27 protein-coding genes, 2 pseudogenes and 1 other annotated feature are annotated in these 19,552 nt (G+C 40.2%); of the genes and pseudogenes, 7 read left to right on the top strand and 22 right to left on the bottom strand.

Going from position 1 to position 19,552, the window contains the following annotated elements; genetic code table 11:
- Nucleotides 1-46: 46 nt before the first annotated feature.
- From proC to EL140_RS03495, 6 genes are all read right to left on the bottom strand, one after another.
- The gene (proC, locus tag EL140_RS03520) at nt 47-844 is read right to left on the bottom strand and encodes a pyrroline-5-carboxylate reductase (RefSeq protein WP_000689685.1); all 798 of its coding nucleotides are present in this window, start codon (nt 842-844) and stop codon (nt 47-49) included.
- A gap of 3 nt (nt 845-847) precedes the next feature.
- The gene (locus EL140_RS03515) at nt 848-2,110 is read right to left on the bottom strand and encodes a glutamate-5-semialdehyde dehydrogenase (RefSeq protein WP_000252660.1); all 1,263 of its coding nucleotides are present in this window, start codon (nt 2,108-2,110) and stop codon (nt 848-850) included.
- 9 nt (nt 2,111-2,119) lie between these two features.
- A complete protein-coding gene (gene proB / locus EL140_RS03510; RefSeq protein WP_000875730.1) occupies nt 2,120-3,229 on the bottom strand; it encodes a glutamate 5-kinase in 1,110 nt (369 codons plus the stop codon).
- Between the two features lie 101 nt (nt 3,230-3,330).
- Complete coding sequence (locus EL140_RS03505) at nt 3,331-4,230, bottom strand: RluA family pseudouridine synthase (protein WP_000403220.1); 900 nt, start codon at nt 4,228-4,230, stop codon at nt 3,331-3,333.
- The gene (lspA, locus tag EL140_RS03500) at nt 4,214-4,681 is read right to left on the bottom strand and encodes a signal peptidase II (RefSeq protein WP_000745680.1); all 468 of its coding nucleotides are present in this window, start codon (nt 4,679-4,681) and stop codon (nt 4,214-4,216) included. Before lspA ends, EL140_RS03505 begins: the two co-directional genes overlap by 17 nt.
- A complete protein-coding gene (locus tag EL140_RS03495) occupies nt 4,678-5,586 on the bottom strand; it encodes a LysR family transcriptional regulator (RefSeq protein WP_001025718.1) in 909 nt (302 codons plus the stop codon). The genes lspA and EL140_RS03495 overlap by 4 nt, the downstream gene beginning before the upstream one ends.
- On the opposite strand from EL140_RS03495, the pseudogene EL140_RS09695 reads away from it, so the two are divergent.
- Nucleotides 5,579-5,653: pseudogene (locus EL140_RS09695) on the top strand (AraC family transcriptional regulator); the annotation flags it as partial. The gene EL140_RS03495 and the pseudogene EL140_RS09695 sit on opposite strands and share 8 nt — an antisense overlap.
- A 165-nt stretch (nt 5,654-5,818) precedes the next feature.
- On the opposite strand, the gene rpmA reads toward EL140_RS09695, so the two are convergent.
- The 4 genes from rpmA to EL140_RS03475 all read right to left on the bottom strand — a co-directional run bounded on the left by rpmA (nt 5,819) and on the right by EL140_RS03475 (nt 7,675).
- Nucleotides 5,819-6,112 (bottom strand): 50S ribosomal protein L27, encoded by a 294-nt coding sequence (gene rpmA / locus EL140_RS03490; RefSeq protein WP_000916509.1) that lies wholly within the window; start codon nt 6,110-6,112, stop codon nt 5,819-5,821.
- Between the two features lie 16 nt (nt 6,113-6,128).
- Nucleotides 6,129-6,473 (bottom strand): ribosomal-processing cysteine protease Prp, encoded by a 345-nt coding sequence (locus tag EL140_RS03485; protein ID WP_000613696.1) that lies wholly within the window; start codon nt 6,471-6,473, stop codon nt 6,129-6,131.
- Between the two features lie 15 nt (nt 6,474-6,488).
- The gene (gene rplU, locus EL140_RS03480) at nt 6,489-6,803 is read right to left on the bottom strand and encodes a 50S ribosomal protein L21 (protein WP_000109141.1); all 315 of its coding nucleotides are present in this window, start codon (nt 6,801-6,803) and stop codon (nt 6,489-6,491) included.
- 34 nt (nt 6,804-6,837) lie between these two features.
- Nucleotides 6,838-6,925, bottom strand: a sequence feature (ribosomal protein L21 leader region).
- Between the two features lie 69 nt (nt 6,926-6,994).
- Complete coding sequence (locus EL140_RS03475) at nt 6,995-7,675, bottom strand: YoaK family protein (RefSeq protein WP_002874454.1); 681 nt, start codon at nt 7,673-7,675, stop codon at nt 6,995-6,997.
- 155 nt (nt 7,676-7,830) lie between these two features.
- Here EL140_RS03475 and EL140_RS03470 point away from each other — a divergent pair, with 155 nt between their 5' ends.
- Both EL140_RS03470 and EL140_RS03465 read left to right on the top strand, forming a co-directional pair.
- Nucleotides 7,831-8,808, top strand: coding sequence for a Gfo/Idh/MocA family protein (locus tag EL140_RS03470; protein ID WP_000915872.1), 978 nt, complete (start codon nt 7,831-7,833; stop codon nt 8,806-8,808).
- A complete protein-coding gene (locus tag EL140_RS03465) occupies nt 8,805-9,887 on the top strand; it encodes a DEAD/DEAH box helicase (RefSeq protein ID WP_000850556.1) in 1,083 nt (360 codons plus the stop codon). Before EL140_RS03470 ends, EL140_RS03465 begins: the two co-directional genes overlap by 4 nt.
- Nucleotides 9,888-9,911: 24 nt before the next feature.
- Here EL140_RS03465 and EL140_RS03460 read toward each other — a convergent pair whose 3' ends face one another.
- Nucleotides 9,912-10,289, bottom strand: a complete 378-nt coding sequence (locus EL140_RS03460; RefSeq protein ID WP_002875584.1) for a YwiB family protein — start codon at nt 10,287-10,289, stop codon at nt 9,912-9,914.
- A 71-nt stretch (nt 10,290-10,360) separates the two neighbouring features.
- Here EL140_RS03460 and EL140_RS03455 point away from each other — a divergent pair, with 71 nt between their 5' ends.
- On the top strand, nt 10,361-11,668 hold the full coding sequence (locus EL140_RS03455) for an HD domain-containing protein (RefSeq protein ID WP_001003525.1): 1,308 nt from the start codon (nt 10,361-10,363) through the stop codon (nt 11,666-11,668).
- Between the two features lie 9 nt (nt 11,669-11,677).
- Nucleotides 11,678-12,484 carry a sugar-phosphatase gene (gene yidA / locus EL140_RS03450; protein ID WP_000023485.1) on the top strand — a complete coding sequence of 269 codons (807 nt, stop codon included), beginning with the start codon at nt 11,678-11,680 and terminating at the stop codon, nt 12,482-12,484.
- A 100-nt stretch (nt 12,485-12,584) separates the two neighbouring features.
- Here yidA and EL140_RS03445 read toward each other — a convergent pair whose 3' ends face one another.
- The 10 genes and pseudogenes from EL140_RS03445 to EL140_RS03400 form a co-directional block, all read right to left on the bottom strand.
- Nucleotides 12,585-13,061 (bottom strand): Imm6 family immunity protein, encoded by a 477-nt coding sequence (locus tag EL140_RS03445; protein WP_000958203.1) that lies wholly within the window; start codon nt 13,059-13,061, stop codon nt 12,585-12,587.
- A gap of 32 nt (nt 13,062-13,093) precedes the next feature.
- Nucleotides 13,094-13,588 (bottom strand): Imm6 family immunity protein, encoded by a 495-nt coding sequence (locus EL140_RS03440; protein WP_000654326.1) that lies wholly within the window; start codon nt 13,586-13,588, stop codon nt 13,094-13,096.
- Between the two features lie 63 nt (nt 13,589-13,651).
- The gene (locus EL140_RS03435; protein WP_000879811.1) at nt 13,652-13,978 is read right to left on the bottom strand and encodes a hypothetical protein; all 327 of its coding nucleotides are present in this window, start codon (nt 13,976-13,978) and stop codon (nt 13,652-13,654) included.
- 17 nt (nt 13,979-13,995) lie between these two features.
- Nucleotides 13,996-14,883, bottom strand: a complete 888-nt coding sequence (ifs, locus tag EL140_RS03430; protein ID WP_000713034.1) for an NAD glycohydrolase inhibitor — start codon at nt 14,881-14,883, stop codon at nt 13,996-13,998.
- Nucleotides 14,884-15,048, bottom strand: a pseudogene (locus EL140_RS09620) (hypothetical protein); the annotation flags it as partial. It lies immediately after the preceding gene.
- A gap of 85 nt (nt 15,049-15,133) precedes the next feature.
- Entirely contained in the window at nt 15,134-15,847 is a 714-nt protein-coding gene (locus EL140_RS03425; RefSeq protein WP_232007602.1) for a DUF6572 domain-containing protein, read from the bottom strand.
- 886 nt (nt 15,848-16,733) lie between these two features.
- The gene (locus EL140_RS03415) at nt 16,734-17,156 is read right to left on the bottom strand and encodes a hypothetical protein (RefSeq protein WP_000805398.1); all 423 of its coding nucleotides are present in this window, start codon (nt 17,154-17,156) and stop codon (nt 16,734-16,736) included.
- An 11-nt stretch (nt 17,157-17,167) separates the two neighbouring features.
- Nucleotides 17,168-17,590 carry a hypothetical protein gene (locus EL140_RS03410; RefSeq protein ID WP_000805165.1) on the bottom strand — a complete coding sequence of 141 codons (423 nt, stop codon included), beginning with the start codon at nt 17,588-17,590 and terminating at the stop codon, nt 17,168-17,170.
- Nucleotides 17,591-17,659: 69 nt separating this feature from the next.
- Nucleotides 17,660-18,214 (bottom strand): hypothetical protein, encoded by a 555-nt coding sequence (locus EL140_RS03405; RefSeq protein ID WP_000687346.1) that lies wholly within the window; start codon nt 18,212-18,214, stop codon nt 17,660-17,662.
- Nucleotides 18,215-18,234: 20 nt separating this feature from the next.
- On the bottom strand, nt 18,235-18,468 hold the full coding sequence (locus tag EL140_RS03400) for an Imm74 family immunity protein (protein ID WP_000703150.1): 234 nt from the start codon (nt 18,466-18,468) through the stop codon (nt 18,235-18,237).
- A 407-nt stretch (nt 18,469-18,875) separates the two neighbouring features.
- Between EL140_RS03400 and EL140_RS03395 the strand changes: the two genes are divergently transcribed.
- Nucleotides 18,876-19,055, top strand: coding sequence for a hypothetical protein (locus tag EL140_RS03395; RefSeq protein ID WP_001233345.1), 180 nt, complete (start codon nt 18,876-18,878; stop codon nt 19,053-19,055).
- Between the two features lie 91 nt (nt 19,056-19,146).
- On the opposite strand, the gene EL140_RS03390 is transcribed toward EL140_RS03395, so the two are convergent.
- A complete protein-coding gene (locus EL140_RS03390) occupies nt 19,147-19,287 on the bottom strand; it encodes a hypothetical protein (RefSeq protein WP_126475670.1) in 141 nt (46 codons plus the stop codon).
- A gap of 11 nt (nt 19,288-19,298) precedes the next feature.
- Between EL140_RS03390 and EL140_RS03385 the strand changes: the two genes are divergently transcribed.
- A complete protein-coding gene (locus tag EL140_RS03385) occupies nt 19,299-19,547 on the top strand; it encodes a tyrosine-type recombinase/integrase (protein ID WP_002874436.1) in 249 nt (82 codons plus the stop codon).
- Nucleotides 19,548-19,552 lie beyond the last annotated feature (5 nt).

The following is a 19,552-nucleotide window of genomic DNA, read 5'->3' as shown; positions in this document are numbered from 1 at the left end:
TCTCCATTCAATCGACCATAAAAGAGGCTGGGAGTCATCCAACCTCTTATTTACCTAGTTCTTGTGTTCGTTTGTAGGCTTGCTGAACTGCGTCCATGACGGTACCTCTAAAAGCATGTTCTTCCAGACTTGCTACACCCGCGATAGTCGAACCTCCTGGGCTGCAAACTTGGTCTTTCAAAACTCCAGGATGTTGCTGGCTTTCCAGAACCATTTGTCCAGATCCAACTACTGTTTGGGCTGCCATTTTCAAAGCCATTTCTCGTGGCAATCCTGTCTGTACACCCGCATCTGCCAAAGCCTCAATAAAGAGATAGACAAAAGCTGGTCCACAACCTGCGAGACCTGTCGCTGCATCGATTAAGCCATCCCCCAGCTCAACCAAGAGGCCGGCCTTGGCCAATAATTGACAAAAGAGTTCACTGTCCTCAGCACGACAATTTGCTGACATGGCATAACTAATCACTCCTTGGCCGATAGCCACTGGAGTATTGGGCATGATGCGAATGATTCGGTGATGAGTCGGCAGAAATTTGGACAGTTTTTCCAAAGTCAATCCAGCTGCCATGGAAATCAAAAGAAGACTTTCTCTCTTTTCAAGGATGGTCTGGTATTGAGAAAGCAAGTCTGAGAACTGAGCAGGCTTAACACCTAGAAAAATCACATCTGCTTCTGCGAAGATTTCGTCATTGCTGGAAGCCTGACCACCAAAGTTGGCAATGAAAGCATCTACTTTTGCTTGACTACGATTGGCAAGGAGAATCTGAGCACCCGTCTTGGCCTGCACAACAGCCTTAGCCAAGCTAGCTCCCATATTCCCCAAACCGATAAATCCAATCTTCATCTCTTACTCCCTTATCTGTCCGTCACCAGTAACCACATACTTGTAGCTGGTCAACTCTTTCAAGCCCATAGGCCCACGCGCGTGAAGTTTCTGAGTAGAAATCCCCATCTCACATCCAAGACCAAACTGGCCACCATCAGTGAAACGCGTTGAGGCATTGACATAAACTGCGGCAGAGTCCACTTGATCTGTAAAGTAAGCTGCAGCTTCAGCATTTTCCGTCACAATCGCATCCGAATGATGGGTACTGTGGGCTTCAATATGCGCAACCGCTTCTTCTAAACTACTCACAACCTTAACCGCTAGGACATAGTCTAAAAACTCAGTGTCAAAGTCTTGGGCCTCAGCTGCTCGACCTGAAACAAACTGACTTGCTTGGCTATCCAAGCGGAATTGAATTGGTTCCAGTCCAGCTTCCTTACGCTCTGCAACCAGAACTTGTTCCAAGCGAGGAAGGAAGCTTGCTGCCTTGTCTTCATGAACTAGCAAGACCTCCATGGCGTTGCAGACAGAAGGACGACTGGTTTTAGCATTGTTGATAATCGATAGTGCCTTGTCTTCGTCTGCATCCTTATCTACATAGACATGGACAATCCCAGTTCCTGTCTCGATAACAGGCACGATAGCATTTTCAACCACTGCATTGATCAAACCAGCCCCTCCACGAGGAATGAGAAGGTCTAGATAACCCTTGGCCTTCATCATAGCATAACTACTTTCTCGACGGGTATCTTCTACTAGTTGAATCACATCTGGATGAATGGTCGTCGTCTCCAAGCCCTTCTTCAAGGCTGTGACAATAGCATGAGCAGTTCGGTAGGCATCCTTGCCACTACGAAGAACGACCGCATTGCCACTTTTGAGAGCCAAAGCAGCCGCATCAGACGTCACATTTGGACGACTTTCATAGATAATACCAATAACCCCCATAGCCACACGCTTCTTGGTAATAACCAAGCCATTTTCAAGCTGACTTGTTTCTAAAACTTCACCAATTGGATCTGGTAAAGCAACCACTTCACGAATCCCTCTTGCCATCGCTTCTATACGTCCTTCATCCAAATAAAGACGATCTAGCATAACATCTGAGATTTTCCCCTTGGCCGCTGCCATATCGAGGGCATTGGCCTCTAGAATCCCCTCAGTGGCTGCCAACAAGTGATCAGCCATGGCTAGCAAGGCTTGGTTTTTCACTGCTTCACTAGCAGTATTAATTGATTTCTTAACAGCCTGTACCTGTTCAAATTGTTCTTGTGTCCTTACCATCGTTCACCTCTAAAATTCTGTAAAGAGCAGCTGGATTTCAGGAGTGATGGAAATCCAGTCATCACGGTGAATCAAGACTCCCTTAGCTTTTTGAGAACGGAGCATATCTTCTAGGGCTGAGACACCAAATTGGACACGTCCCTTTCCAAGAGATTGACCTGTTTCTTTATCTGCTACTGTTACAATATCGTGGTAAGAGAAGTTTCCTTCCACTTCTACCACACCCGATAAAAGGAGACTTTTCCCGTTTTTTGAAAGTGCCTCTGCAGCTCCACCATCTACCCAAATCGTTCCCTGACTTTGAGCATAGAAGGCCAGCCATTGTTTCTGGGTACGAAGTCCCTTCTCTTGCGCAACAAAGAAGGATCCATCCTTGGTCTCCTCTGCTGCTTCAATCAAGGCATCAGATTTCATGGAAGAGCAGATATAGACTGGCACACCTGACTCCGTCGCAATAGTTGCAGCTTTGATTTTTGTCAACATACCCCCAGTACCGTTTGACGAACCTGCTCCACCAGCCATATCAATAATCTCACGATTGATAGTCTCGATTTTCTCCAAACGTTTGGCTGTTGGATCTGAGTTGGGATTTCCGGTATAGAGACCGTCCACATCCGTCAAGAGAACTAAAAGGTCTGCTTGGACCATCGCCGCTACCTGGGCACTCAGAGTGTCATTATCACCCACCTTGAGCTCATCAATAACGACACTGTCATTCTCGTTGATGATGGGGATTGCACCACGATGAAGCAATACAGACAAGGCCTGGTGGGCATTCTTATAGCGACGCTTATCTACAAAATCATCCTGTGTCAGCAAGATTTGTGCAGAAACGATCTGGCGCATGAGGAGGTTGGTTGTGTATTCCTCCAACAAAAGTCCCTGACCAACTGCAGCCGAAGCTTGTTTATCTGCAATCTTGGTCGGACGTTTTTTAAAACCCAAAGCTCCAAATCCAGCGGCAACTGCCCCAGATGACACTAAAATCAACTCATGTCCAGCTTCATGTAGCATAGCCAATTGCTGGGTAATTGCCTTTACTTTACTCCTTGATAAACTCCCGTCTTCATTTGTCAAGGAGGAAGTCCCTACCTTAAAGACGATTCGTTTGTACTTCATATTCTCACTCCGATTCTTCATATTTATCCATTATAACATGAATACTTTAAAATGGAAAAGACTTGAAATGAAAAAGGTTGAGACAAGGCATCTCAACTCTTTTATCTATTCTCAGTTTTACGCAATCTTTCCAGCGTTTCTTTAAAAATCTCTGGAATATCTGCTGTGAACTCCAAGGTTTCACCTGTTCTCGGATGAGTAAAGCCTAGAGTCTTAGCATGGAGAAATTGCCCATGTCCCTTCAGTGTCTTACGAGGACCATAGACTTCATCACCAGCGACTGGATGGCCAATATAAGCCATATGAACACGGATTTGGTGAGTACGCCCTGTTTCCAGTTGCAACTCTAGCAAACTATAATCTCCAAAGCGTTCCAAGACTTGAAAACGAGTCACTGCTGGCTTCCCTTTAGCAGTCACTGCCTGTTTCTTACGATCTTTTTCACTACGACCAATCGGCGCTTCAATGACACCACGATCATTGGGAAGATTGCCATGAACAATCGCCCAATATTTGCGGAGAGACTTCTTGTCCTTGAGTTCTTGGGCAAGTGCCAAGTGTGCCTCATCATTCTTAGCAATCATGAGGAGACCCGACGTGTCCTTGTCAATGCGGTGAACGATACCCGGCCGGAGAACCCCATTGATACCCGACAAGTCCTTGATATGGTACATGAGGGCATTGACCAAGGTTCCGCTAGTATGACCAGCACTCGGATGAACCACCATCCCTTGAGGTTTGTTAACAACGGCTACATCCTCATCTTGGTAGATAATCTCGAGTGGCAGATTCTCAGCCACATACTCTAAAACCTCTGGTTCTGGCACATGGTAGGTGACGATATCCCCATCTTGGACAGTGTATTTGGCTTTCTTGGCTTGCCCATTAACCAAAACTTGTCCAGCCTTGATTTGTTCATTCGCGAGACTGCGTGACAATTCTGTCAGATCTGACAGAGCCTTGTCTAGACGTTGCCCACCAGTTTCAATTTTTATTTCCATTTACTTCCTCTTTAAGCATTGCAATCAATAAAACAATGACACCAACTGTCAAATAGCTGTCAGCCACATTGAAAATCGCAAAGTTGATAAAGTCTAGGTGAAACATATCCACCACAAAACCTTGACTCATTCTGTCAATAAAGTTACCCAGACCTCCCGCGATTATCAAAGTCAGTCCAAAAACCATCCAGAGAGAATCCTCCATGTGTTTATGTAGATACCAAATGGCTCCTACCATGACGACCAGTGTAATGACAGCAAATAACCACTGCTGATCTTGCAGCATGGAGAAGGCTGCCCCACGATTTTGCAGATAGGTCAAGCTAACGAAATTGGGGATCCACGAACGCACTTCACCCAGTGGAATCTGCTGGACAACATAATTTTTGACCAACTGATCCAGCCCAATCAAAAGCAGTACAATGACTGCTACTATTCCTCTTTTTTTCATGATTTCCTCTTTTGATCAAAATATTCTTGCATAACCTCAACGAAAAGAGTCCCAGCTTGGCTAAGCTCCACTTCTTCCCGTTTGACATAGACCATGCGGTTATCTAGATTATCCTTGAGACGAATGACTGTGATCCCATTAACACTGTCACTATCTAAAAATCCAGATCCAGTCGCATAAGCATCCGTCCGCTCCAAAATACCATTAAAAGTAGCACGGTCGGTCACATTGAACATCTGGGAACTCGCGCTGGTGTCGACAAAGTTTTCTGAATAGTAAAGGTACTCATCCTTTTCCTGAGTAAACCGAACCGTTGGTAAATCCGCTAAATCCCCCATGACCAATTCCTCTTTCTGTGCTAAAGGATGCCCTTCACGAAGATAAATGTGAGTCTGGAAAGGAATTAGTTCAATAACTTCTAAACCAAGCTTTTCAACCCGTTGCATGATGCCCTTTTTATTTTGATTGTTGAGGTAGATAATCCCAATCTCACTGTGTCCTTGCGCTACTTCGTCTAAGATTTGAACTGTAGTAGACTCAAAAATACGAAAGTTCTTATAATCAGGATAACGCTCTGAAAAGGCCGTAATGGTTGGTGGCAAGAAGTCATAGTGCTGGCTGGCAATGGAAAATTCATCCTTTTCTTCCTCAGGATTGGCATACTGATTTTGAAAAACATCGAAGCCTTTGACTAACTCTTGTGCTTTCTCGTAAAATTCCATACCACGACGGGTCAAGAAAGTCCCCGAACTCGTCCGACGGAAAATCTTAAACCCCAGCTCTTTTTCCAAATCGCGCACAGAAATAGACAGACTGGGCTGACTGACATACATCTTTTCTGCAGCTTCACGGAAAGTACCACTATTGGCAATGGCCACAACATAGCGTAATTGTTGAATGTTCATCTTTTACCCCCAACTTCTCTATCTGTTCATTATACCATATTTCAGAATTTTTCCAAAAAGGAAAAGATATCCATCACAAACCCAGGGCTAACTACTCTCTATTAAATTAAATATAGATATCAAAACAAAAAAATAGGCTCTCCGAAAACTCGGAAAGCCTTATTCTATGCTACTTCTAGCTTCCTCGCCTTAAAATATCAAGGCTCGGGATAAAAAGGTTCACTGGACCTTTTTATTTTGCGATTGGGTAAACAGAAACTTGTTTCTTATCGCGTCCTTTACGTTCAAAGCGTACTACGCCTTCAACTTTAGCGAACAAAGTATCGTCTCCACCACGTCCAACGTTTACACCTGGGTAGATGTGTGTACCACGTTGACGGTAAAGGATTGATCCACCTGTTACAGTTTGTCCGTCAGCTGCTTTAGCTCCAAGACGTTTCGCTTGTGAATCACGTCCATTTGATGTAGAACCTCCACCTTTTTTGTGGGCGAAAAGTTGCAAGTTGTTAAGAGTCATTTTTAACATAATGTTTTCCTCCGTGTTAGTTTTCTGTGATAACTCTGGTTTGGACGAACTCAGAAGAGTTCTCCGATAAGTTTGCCATACCTAAGAAAAATGATTCAAAGAATAACTGGGTCATTTCTCTCTGGTGTGAAGGAAGATCCGCTGGTATATCAACCTTTAGATAGCCACCTTCATCTTCGTTTAATTCTAAGATTGGTTCATAGCCTGCAAATTTCTCAATGGAATTGATAAAGTTAATGGCAAGCGTAGAAACCGATGCACACACGACATCTAAGCCGTATTCGCCACTTTCGGCGTGTCCAGTAATTTCCGCACTCCTCAGCTCGCCATCTTCGGCTCTCTCAAAGACTGCTTGTATCATGTGTTCTCCTTAAAATTAAGCGTTGATCGCGTTGATGACAACTTTTGTATATGGTTGACGGTGACCTTGTTTACGATGGCTACCTTTTTTAGGTTTGTACTTGTATGTAACAACTTTCTTTTGTTTTCCTTGTTTTTCAACAGTTCCAACTACAGTAGCTCCAGCAACAAGTGGAGTTCCGACAACAGTGTTTTCACCACCAACAAGAACAACTTCGTTAAAAGTAACTTCTTGACCAGCTTCAACGTTCAATTTTTCAACGTAAACTGCTTGACCAACTTCAACTTTAACTTGTTTTCCGCCAGTTTTGATAATTGCGTATGTGCTCATTAGGCACCTCCTATGATTTTTAGGGTTTCCCCGTGTTTTTGTGAAGACTCGCCTAGCATCGTGGGACGAACCACTTTATACTCACTATGTGAGCAACGATGTTCGTGCGGTTGCACAGGATTGTGCATAGTCAACTCTTCAAGTATAGCATATCTTCTTTTTTCTTACAAGTAAAATCAATCAAATTTAAGCTATTTCTCTCCTTTTTTTCTCCAAGAAGCAAAAAGCATACTGAAGTAGAAGATACTCATCATAAGAGGAACACCTAGAATTGTCTTCTCCTGATAGTAAATCGTCAAATAAGCTGAAAAAACAACTCCGAAGACAAAACTGCTAAGCAAGCTAACAAAAATCAATCCCTCTCGTAGGAAAGGCGTATGCTTGGTCCGGAAATAATCTCCAAAAGCCAACATGGTACGTTTGATATTCCCTGTCATAAAAGCATTATTATAGGCAATCCCTGACACTTCTCCAAAGGCTGTTGTCACCAGTCCCATACAAAAGGCTAAGGGCGGTACGAGATAGATATTATCAACCGTTTGTGGCACAAAACCTATAATTAGGGACAGGACTGCAAGAGGAATCAAGGACAAAATCGGCTTTTTAACAATTCGAAGTTTTTCCTTATACAATGTCAGAAAAAAGACACCCATCATAAAGAAAAGCAAGGTCATTACTTTAGCACTGGCATCCGATACATTTTGTTGAATGAGTCCTACAGAAAGAAAAACGACATTCCCAGTCTGTCCAGCGACAAGGGTGTTCCCTCGCACGATAAAGGTATAAGCATCGACATATCCTGCACAAAAAGTCAAAAAAAGCGCTAGTCGCTTAGACTGACGTGATATTTTCCTTATTGGTAATAATCTCATTTTCTCCCCCTTTTCATTTCATCTACTTATCTAAATATTGTACCACTTTCTCCAAGAAATTCGTAGCCCATTTGAAAATTTTTACCATCTGTTGGATAGTCCTTCTTTTCTATGTTATAATGAAGGAAGGATTTGAAGTCGGAAAAGGAGTATTTATGCTTAAATTAGGTGTTATCGGAACAGGGGCTATCAGCCATCATTTCATAGAAGCAGCCCATGCTAGCGGAGAATACCAGCTGGTTGCAGTCTATTCTAGAAAACTAGAAACTGCCGCAACCTTTGCTTCTCGCTATGAAAATATCCAACTCTTTGATCAATTAGAAGACTTGTTTAAGTCTTCCTTTGATGTGGTCTATATCGCCAGTCCAAACTCCTTGCATTTTGTTCAAGCCAAGGCTGCCTTGTCTACTGGTAAGCACGTCATTCTTGAAAAGCCAGCTGTCACTCAGCCACAAGAGTGGCTAGATTTGAGGCAAACAGCTGAGAAAAATCACTGTTTTATCTTTGAGGCAGCACGAAACTACCACGAGGAAGCCTTTACCACTATCAAGAATTTTTTGGCAGACAAGCAAATTTGGGGAGCAGATTTCAACTATGCCAAGTATTCTTCCAAGATGCCTGACTTATTGGCTGGGCAGACGCCAAATGTTTTTTCAGATCGTTTTGCTGGTGGAGCACTTATGGACTTGGGGATTTATCCCCTCTACGCTACCATTCGCCTCTTTGGAAAGGCTCAAGACGCAACTTACCATGCTCAACAGCTTGACAATAGCATTGACTTAAATGGTGATGGTATCCTCTTCTACCCAGAATTTCAAGTTCATATCAAGGCTGGGAAAAACATCACTTCCAATCTTCCTTGTGAGATTTACACAGCAGATGGAACCTTGACCCTTAACACGATTGAGCATGTCCGCTCAGCTATTTTTACTAACCACCAAGGAAATCAAGTTCAGCTTCCTATCCAACAGGTTCCTCATACGATGACTGAGGAAGTCGCTGCATTCGCACAGATGATTCAGCAACCAGACCAGACGCTTTACCAGAACTGGCTGGATGATGCAGGTTCTGTTCATGATTTACTCTATACCATGCGCCAGACTGCTGGCATTAGATTTGAGGCAGAAAAATGAAAACCAAACTACCTACTGAATGGCAAGAACTGAGCGACCAACTCGGTTTCCAAGACTTCACTCCCATTCAGACTCAACTTTTTGAACCTATAACAGAAGGGGAAAATATTCTTGGAGTCAGTCCAACAGGAACTGGTAAGACCCTCGCTTACCTCCTACCTAGTCTTCTCAAACTGCAAAAGAAAAAAGCCCAACAACTCTTGATTCTAGCACCAAATACGGAACTTGCTGGACAGATTTTCGACGTGTGTAAAACGTGGGCAGAGGCTATCGGTTTGACCGCTCAGCTCTTCTTATCAGGTTCCAGTCAGAAACGCCAGATTGAACGTCTTAAAAAAGGACCAGAAATTCTGATTGGAACACCTGGCCGTATCTTTGAGTTGATTAAATTGAAAAAAATCAAGATGATGAATGTGGAAACCATCATCCTGGATGAATTTGACCAATTGCTCGATGATTCTCAGATTCACTTTGTCGAGAAAATCACTCACTACGCACCTCGTGACCACCAACTCATCTACATGAGTGCGACGACCAAGTTTGACCAAGAAAAGATTGCTCCAAACACGCGCACCATTGATCTCTCTGATCAAAAACTGAACAACATCCAACATTTCTACATGCAGGTAGACCAACGTCACCGAGTGGATATGCTACGAAAATTGGCTCATGTTGAGGATTTCCGTGGACTAGTTTTCTTTAATAGCCTATCAGATCTTGGAAGTGCAGAAGAAAAATTACAGTATCGTGATATCTTAGCTGTTTCCCTCGCTAGCGATGTCAATGTGAAATTTCGAAAAGTCATCTTAGAAAAGTTTAAAGACAAACAGTTGACCCTGCTCCTTGCAACTGACCTTCTGGCACGTGGAATTGATATTGATAGCCTAGAATGTGTCGTAAACTTTGATATTCCTAGAGATATGGAAACCTATACCCACCGCGCTGGCCGTACAGGTCGCATGGGCAAAGAGGGCTATGTTATCACTCTGGTAACCCATCCTGAAGAACTTAAAAAACTCAAAAAATTTGCAAGCGTGCGTGAAATTGTCCTAAAAAATAAAGAACTCTATATCAAATAAGGTTGGCTACCGCCAACCTTTTTCTTATCCCCAAGTAATTTCTAATTGATAGCTGGCAAAGGGGTGTCCCTCTTGGTTTTGCAGTTGATAGGCTAATTCAATCTTTTGCCCATCCAGTTCATAGTGATTCGTTTGAATGATAAATTCCTGCATGCCCATAGGTGTAGGAATATAGGCTAAACTATCGCTATCCTTTAGAAAACGCATGATAGTTTTGGGACTCGAGAAACGGGTCATCACCAGTTCTTCTTCATGAAACTTGAGAACCACTTTTTCCTTCTCCTCATTGTAGAAAAGCAGATAGCTATAATCGCCCTTTTCACGCACTTCCACGTCATAAAGTTGGTCTATGACTTCCAACTGTTCATCAAACTGAATCGTATTGCGCATCCGAATCTTCACATCAAATCCTCTTTCTTGTCTCTTGTCCTACTATTTTACCAAAAAGAGCAGGATTTTGCTATAATGGTCATATGAACGAAAAAGTATTCCGTGACCCAGTTCACAACTACATCCATGTAAACAATCAGGTCATATACGACTTGATCAATACAAAAGAATTTCAACGTCTGCGCCGTATTAAGCAACTAGGAACTTCCAGCTATACCTTCCATGGTGGCGAACACAGTCGCTTTTCCCACTGTTTGGGGGTCTATGAGATTGCTCGTCGTATCACAGAGATTTTTGAAGAAAAATATCCTGAAGAATGGGATCCTGCTGAGTCTCTCTTGACCATGACCGCTGCGCTCCTTCATGATCTTGGGCATGGTGCCTACTCCCATACTTTTGAACATCTCTTTGATACAGATCATGAAGCTATTACCCAGGAAATCATCCAAAGTCCTGAGACAGAGATTCACCAAGTTCTGCTACAAGTAGCGCCTGACTTTCCAAAAAAAGTTGCCAGTGTCATCAATCATACCTATCCTAACAAGCAGGTCGTGCAGCTCATTTCTAGTCAGATCGATGCGGACCGCATGGACTATCTCTTGCGCGACTCCTATTTTACAGGAGCATCTTATGGGGAATTTGACCTGACTCGCATCCTCCGAGTGATTCGCCCTATCGAAAATGGCATCGCCTTTCAGCGCAATGGCATGCACGCCATCGAAGACTATGTTCTCAGTCGCTACCAGATGTATATGCAGGTTTATTTCCACCCAGCAACACGTGCCATGGAAGTTCTCCTACAGAATCTTCTCAAGCGTGCTAAGGAACTCTACCCTGAGGACAAGGACTTCTTTGCACGCACTTCTCCACATTTGCTACCTTTTTTTGAAAAAAAAGTTACTCTATCTGACTATCTGGCACTTGATGACGGCGTGATGAATACCTACTTCCAACTCTGGATGAGCAGTCCTGACAAGATTCTCGCAGACTTGTCGCAACGTTTTGTCAACCGCAAGGTCTTTAAATCCATTACTTTTTCAGAAAAAGACCAAGACCAACTCGCAACCATGAGACAACTGGTTGAAGAAATCGGTTTTGATCCAGACTACTATACTGCTATTCATAAGAACTTTGACCTCCCTTATGATATCTATCGTCCCGAATCTGAAAATCCACGGACTCAGATTGAAATTTTACAAAAAAATGGTGAACTGGCAGAACTCTCTAGCCTGTCCCCTATCGTCCAATCCCTTGCTGGCAGTCGCCACGGTGACAATCGTTTCTATTTTCCAAAAGAAATGTTGGACCAAAACAGCATCTTCGCAAGTATCACCCAGCAATTTTTACACTTGATTGAGAACGATCATTTTACCCCAAATAAGAATGAATAGAGGAAATTTATGAGTATTAAACTAATCGCCGTCGATATCGACGGTACCCTGGTTAACAGTAAAAAGGAAATCACTCCGGAAGTCTTTTCTGCCATCCAAGATGCCAAAGAAGCTGGTGTCAAAGTCGTGATTGCAACGGGTCGTCCTATCGCAGGCGTTGCCAAACTTTTGGACGACTTGCAATTGAGAGATGAGGGTGACTATGTTGTAACCTTCAACGGTGCCCTTGTTCAAGAAACTGCTACTGGCCATGAGATTATCAGCGAATCCTTGACCTATGAGGATTATCTGTATATGGAATTTCTCAGTCGCAAGCTCGGTGTCCACATGCACGCTATTACCAAGGATGGTATCTACACTGCCAATCGCAATATCGGAAAATACACGGTGCACGAATCAACCCTCGTCAACATGCCCATCTTCTACCGCACTCCTGAAGAAATGGCTGGCAAGGAAATCGTCAAGTGTATGTTTATCGATGAACCAGAAATCCTCGATGCTGCGATTGAAAAGATACCAGCCGAATTTTACGAGCGCTACTCCATCAACAAATCTGCTCCTTTCTACCTCGAACTCCTTAAAAAGAATGTAGACAAGGGTTCAGCCATCACTCACTTAGCTGAAAAACTCGGATTGACCAAAGATGAAACCATGGCGATCGGCGACGAAGAAAATGACCGTGCCATGCTCGAAGTCGTTGGCAATCCCGTTGTTATGGAAAATGGAAATCCTGAACTCAAAAAAATCGCCAAATACATCACCAAAACAAATGATGAATCTGGCGTTGCCCATGCTATTCGTACGTGGGTATTGTAAAATACTTAAGGATAGAAAATAAACGACACCCCAAAAGTAGAGATGAGACTCTAACTTCTGGGGTGTTCTTTTTGAATTTTCGCCAAATCATCTATTCAAATCATCTAAGTAATCCTAGTCTATCTAGTTCTTTTAGGGCAGATTCTCTTGATGGGTATGGATTTTTATTGATGAAAATTTTTACTGTTTCGACGTGATGATAAAGATCCATGCTAATCTCTTTTAAATTATCAATAAAGACATCAAGTAGTTCCGGTTCAATGTTTTCCAAGGGAGAAGGAAGCTCCTTCTTATTTTCAAACTCAAAAGCTTCTTTAGCAGTCACACCTATTGCATAACTAATGTTGTCCCACAAGAGACCATTCGCTTCATTTTCATCTAATTGCATGTAGATAAATATTCCACTGAAGTCTGTCCCATCATCTAAAAGGCGATAAAGTTCCTCTCCCCTTTTATCTCTATTCTCCAAAAAACTCCAACATGCATCCAAGGCAGTTCGAATTTGAGAATTGTATCGTGTTTTCATACGGTTTACAATTGCTTCAGCAAAAATCAACATAAAATAACTCGTAAGCATATCCTCTCCTGATCTATACTTGAACGAATAGCCTATTCGTTCTCATCAGATAAAAATAGTGGTCCAAAGTAGTTTTTAACGAGCTCATCCTTTAAATATCCTTCTATTTCTGGCCCAGATATTTGTGAAATGAGTTCACTGTTTTCAGATAGGATTTGTTTGTAGCTTAAGGCAAGAACAGCCAGTGTGTCCTCGTCGACACTTTCTATCGTTTGTGGCAGGTAGACTTCCCCCGAAGCCATATAAGAATAATGACAAACTAAGACAAAGAAATTAGCGATACAGTTCCATACTAGTGGATTGGTTTTCTTATCTAGCATCTGAAATGTCAAGATATCCTGCTCATCCATATTTTCCAATCGATTGTATAAATCATCTGGACAAAACCCACTCTCTTTATCAAGCTCCTGTTTTGAAAGTTTTAAGGAGTCAAAGACAAATTCCTTATATTCTTTCTCACTGATAAAATCTACAAGACCGTATATCAACTCCTGTAGAAAGAGCAACAAATTTTTATTATCTTTCATTGATTTTCCTTTTATTACTAAAAATTATCTTGGGAATGTATGATTCACTGGAAAAGGTGACAATCACTCTTCCTCCTCAAACATCAGAGCATCTAATTCTTCTCTTTCAGCCGCAATCTCTTCGAAGGTAGAAATAATATTATTTAAAAATTCTAAGGTGATAATACCAGTCGAATCTCTCATCGTAACCATAGTCCCAATAGCACTCAACTCATGGATGAGTGCTCTAACCTTTTTCAATTCATCCAAATCTAACATGTCTACTTCTATTACCGTGTCATGATCTTCTATTCTGGATTGAATTAAAGAGAAAGGCAAGGATGAATAATTTCTTAACAACTTATAGGTTCCTGACTTGTCACCTACAGAATCAATAACAATAGCTAGCATCGTTTCCGCTCCCTTTATTACTCCGGTAATTCTACCTTCAAGCTCATATCAGTAGGTTGTAACACCTTCTGAACCACTGCGAGGAATGCTAGACCGTTGTCTGATGGAGAATACTGGAATGTGATATGGATGACTTTTTTATCAAACTTATCACCATATCGCTCCACATACTGCTTGCTTTCGAGGAAGTAGATGTAGTTATTTAGTTTTTCTTGAAGTTTCAACAGATGTTCTTCTTCTAATGACTCTATCCATTTGTTTTCATCAATCAACAACAACTCTAGATGGTCATCTGAAACACCCATCGCATCGATACTCGTAACGTCTAGTTCAATTTTCTCAACTGTTTTAATGGTTTTCACTGCTTTTGGTGGATTGTAGTATTTTTCCTTGAATTCCTTAAAAATCTTCTCCACCTTTTCTTCATCACACTGCCTGTATTCTGGATTACGATCTAATACATTACACAACCCTTCATAGGTATACGTTCGTTTTTGATCATCTGATAGGTGGGAAGTGCTTTCTATAATATTTCTTACCAATTCATCTGTTTCAATAACAAAGGGAATATCATAATAATTCGTTACAAACCATTTTTGATTAGAAATATATTGAGTGACCTTCTTTAATTTCATTAGATCATTAGATAAGCTAAAATCTTTCAAGATTTCAAAGGTTCTGCGCGCTATCTCCCTATCACCTTCTGCATACAGAGGGAATAAGCAATATTCTATCAATACTCCAATATCTGTACTATCAAGTTCATAAGAGTCCCTTTGCCATATACGATATTTTGGATTTGTACCTAAAAAAGCTTCTTCCTCTTTCCCTTCTTCCATCACATTACGATAAAAATTAATAAAAGATTGATAATCTTTAGACTCTGGTAATTCAAATTTTTTCATTTAGTTACTCCATTGGTTAATTCTAAAAATCCCCTCAACTTGCTCAGTTTCATTAGTGCCAGGCTTATAGACACGTGGATTTTTGATTTCATAATAGCCTTGACGTTCAATCGCAGATAGAAAATCATCGTAAGAATGCCCCGTTGTGTCAATCGTTGGCATAAGTAGTTCGCTATTTAGAAATGCTAAATAATCTTTTTATAAATATAGTCTCATTATACCACAAAAAGAGAGCGTTTCCGCTCCCTCTTTACTCCGGCAATTCCACCTTCAAACTCATATCTGTGGGTTGTAACACCTTCTGAACCGCCGCAAGAAAGGCCAATCCGTTATCAGATGGAGAATATTGTAATTTGATATGAATGACTTTTTTGTCAAACTTATCACCGTATCGTGCCACATACTGCTTGCTTTCGAGGAAGTGAATGTAATTATTCATTTTTTCTTGCAGAATTTCCAAATGGACTACTTCTATCTCTTCCTCCCAGCCGACTGGATCCACCAGAAGAAGCTCTAAATGACTATCAACTATACCAATTGCATCAAGTTCAGTTGGCTTGAGTTCTGAAGAGATGGCTTTTTTTACAAGAGCTTTAAACTCTTCAACATCAAACAACTCACGTTGATCTTCTATATTTGATAGCATAGTTTCAGGATGATTACGTATGTAGTTTCTATCAATATCATCTTGCTTACTTAAGGGCCAGCGCCCTGTTTCAGCATAAATCATGACTTCATATGCTCCCCTAGAAGATTCAAATGCTTTATCCATCAGTTCCTTATTGATAGGATAGCAAACTTCTGGACCCATGGCTCCTCCAATTTCTTTAAAGAAGCCAATTTCGTAATAACCATTTGTCTCATATACAACAAATCCATCGCCTTTATGTACAATCGTATCTGAATGATTATAATCATTTAACTCATCTGCCTTTGGCCAACGATGGTGTTCACAATAAAACATTACTTCTAAAGAATCTTGTTCTGATTTTGAAACACGTTCTGCTAATTCTTGGCTAATGGGATAGTTAAGCACTTCTTTCCCTCTACTCCAAAGAATCTCATAATCATTATTGTTTTTTAATACCGTACAATTTTTGTATTGCAATATTTCTGTTGTCATATAAATCAACTTTCTTTACTTTTTTAATTCTTCTTTATCATAGGCAAAAAAGATCTAGTTGGTGCGCACATTTCTTATCAAGCTCCCCATTACCCTCTTTCGCTTGTGCAAATTATTGGCTAAACACAAATAGAGAATAAACAAAAGCATCGAGTGGAAAAATAATGGCAAAAAACTAGGATATAACAGGAAGACGACTAAAGATACTAACAAACTAATAAAGCTACCACGAATTACAGAAGAAACAACAGCTCCACTTTTCTTTAGTACTTCTAGGAATTCTAAGAACTCCAAATCTGTAAATAGAGCCGGATATAAATCCAAATCTTTCTTAAAATGGACATCTAGCAATTTCCCGAAAAGTAAGGAAAGACAAGAGAATAAAATCAAATAAATATACTTGTGAGCAGGTATACTAAAGATTGTCAATCCATTCAGAAATCTGATAAAAGGGAGAACGAGCAATACCAGAGACAAAATAACGTACTGTTGATTCTTATAACTTCTTTCTGGAATTGAAAAATACAGTTTCTTTGCCTTTAAGTCATAATAGACTAATTTGTTCTTAAATTCTCCTAGATGAACTAGTTCTTTATAATGTTTTCTCTTTTCTATCATTTCCACTCCCTTTCTAACCATAATCAAATGATATAAGCTTTTTCATAGCTTCAGTGAACTGGATTAGAGCTCTCTAATATCTGGAATTCAGTTTCATTATATATCTCTTTTACTTGAGTGGCGATACATAATCATCTGGAACTTTGCCCATTGATTCTATCCATTGTTGTTCGGCTTGGGGAATAAGCATTTCAAGTTCTTTATCACTAAAAAGCAACTGATTTTTACGGTTGGAAATCAGCACAATTGGCTTTTTTCTAGCTCTATCTTTTCTAATTTCGTTCTTTTCTTCTTCTGTCGGTGGCCAATAATCGTGCTTAACTTTGCAAGATATTTCAAGTAGAGTCCGTTTTCCACTCTCTAGTAAGATAAATAATTCTTGTGGTAATTCATAGACAACTAACCAAGAAACTACGGTTCCCTCTTCTAAAACTAAATAATACTTGTCCTCATCTTTCCAGATATGCTGACCGTAACCTTTTACTTCTTCATACTGGATAACATCTTCCCATTGTAGTCTTGTTGGTTTCATTTATACATTCCTTACTTAAGTGGTGATACATAATCATCTGGAAGTTTGCCCATTGATTCTATCCATTGTTCTTCAGCTTGGGGAATAAGTATTTCAAGTTCTTTATTACTAAAAAGCAACTGATTTTTACGGTTGGAAATCAGTACAATTGGCTTTTTTCTAGCTCTATCTTTTCTAATTTCGTTCTTTTCTTCTTCCGTTGGTGGCCAACAATCGTTTTGAACCTTCCAAGATATTTCAAGTAGCGTCCGTTCTCCACTCTCTAGTAAGGTAAATAATTCTTGTGGTAATTCATAGACAACTAACCAAGAAACTACGGTTCCCTCTTCTAAAACTAAATAATACTTGTCCTCATCTTTCCAGATATGCTGACCGTAACCTTTTACTTCTTCGAACTGGATAACATCTTCCCATTGTAGTTTTGTTGGTTTCATTTGTATTCTCCTAGTGCAAGTTATTCTCTCAACCAGAATATCATAAAATCAGGATTATTTTTCTCTTCCTCAATAGGCTACGCCATCTTTTATCCATTTTCTAGTTTCTAAATCCACATTAAAATAGAAATCACTTCGACCAAATTTATCAAAACAATCTTCATTAAGAGCTTCACATACAATTCTCAGTTTTTCTTTACTTATCTCAGAAATATATAGCATAGTAAACCCTGCAGGAGATTCAATTTGGTCGATTTTATCACCTTCTAAATTATAAACCTCTAGTTCTGATGGAAGGTCAAAATCGCTGAATGAGCGAAATATACTGAAGATACGCTGATATTTAGGACTAAATCGAAGATGATGTAAATGTTGAAAAATAACCTGATGCTTCCCATTATGATTCCAATCTAGTCTCCCTTCCTCTACATTTTGTCGCCCTAATAGTTTTCCTTCTAAACTATAGTAGAAAACGATTTTGTTAATAAGATTTTCCCCACTATAAACCATCACCATGTTCTCATCTTTATTATATTCCGCATGAATGATATCTGGTAGTTCTATCTTTATTACACAACCATTCCAATCCCATATGACTATCCGTTCACTGTAATCGATTTTCATCATCCTTCTCCTACTCTAACTCAGATAAATTCGATCTGGATTGTTTGCTCCGTCATCATGGAGTTCACTTCCTCGACAAGTTTATCTATCTCGTTCTGTGTGATAGGAATGTGATTGTAAGGTGGCTCCCAATTCTGTATGCTTGACCTATATACAATAAAGCTACCAACAGTCAACAACTCTCCCTCTGCTTTTAGAACATAGCCATTTTCATAGTCAAAAGTAACGTTACCACTTGTCCCAGAAATTTTCATTCCATTTCCTTCTTTGCTCAAACATCATTATTTTTCTCAGAAAACTAAATCCTAATACTCATAATAAGGAGAGAAATTCCCCTTCAAATAAGCACTTATACTTTCTCCTATTATACCACACCTCCATTTTCATCTGAAATGGTTTCTATTTTAAGACAAAAAACACTGATCATTCAGTGCTTTTTGATTGAATTACTGCCCCCTGCAAACATAATAATATATATCAATCTTTCTGATTTGTTGTCATTTATGATTTTTATAAAAAAAAAACGATTGAAAAATATAAAATAATAAGTTTTTTGGGGCAGGTTTAGGGTGAAAATATTTTGAAATAATTTATTAAAACACTTGACACCTCGGTTCTCCGTTATATAATATGATTAAGATAAAAAATTGAGGTAAAGAATATGAGAAAAGTTATTCAAGAATTATTAGACAGTTCTATATCTACTTCTACTATTTCACAAGGTGCTGGAGTTCCATGGACTACTGTTTCTGATCTTAGAAAAGGAAAAACAAGCATGGATAAAATGGCGCTTCTAACGGCAGAAAAGCTCTATGAATTTGCTACAGCTGATAAGCATTGATTTCGGTCACTGCTTTTATTATTGCAAACAAAAAAACCGCAAGCTATTGCTTGCGGTTTGTGTAATCTAATTTGAAAGTCTTTCTGTTTTTTTATTTTTCTTCTTTTGGTTTGTCAACGACGGTCACCAGACCATCTGGTTCGGTTTTGAAAGCTAGTTCTGTATGAAGTTCACCCTTTGCCTTCAGGTAGTACCAGCCATCACCAGACTTGATAAATTGCTTAGATAGCAGTCAATAAGACATTGAGAAGAATTGTTGGTAGAAATGTCCATGCTCATTCGCTTAGACATACTTATGCTTCTTTTTTGATTGCAAAGCGTATTGAATTACTATCTATTTCAAAAATCCTTGGTCATGAGAATATGAACGTCACCATCGAAGTCTACGCTCATCAATTAAAAGAACTAGAAGAGGCAAGTAATTCGGAAGTAAGAGAGATATTCGCAAATTTAGGGGCGAATTTGGGGCGAAACACCTCAAATACCCAGTAAAATCA

It is taken from the genome of Streptococcus oralis ATCC 35037 (assembly GCF_900637025.1).
GTDB classification, from domain to species: domain Bacteria; phylum Bacillota; class Bacilli; order Lactobacillales; family Streptococcaceae; genus Streptococcus; species Streptococcus oralis.
This window is presented reverse-complemented; position numbering and strand designations above follow the sequence as displayed.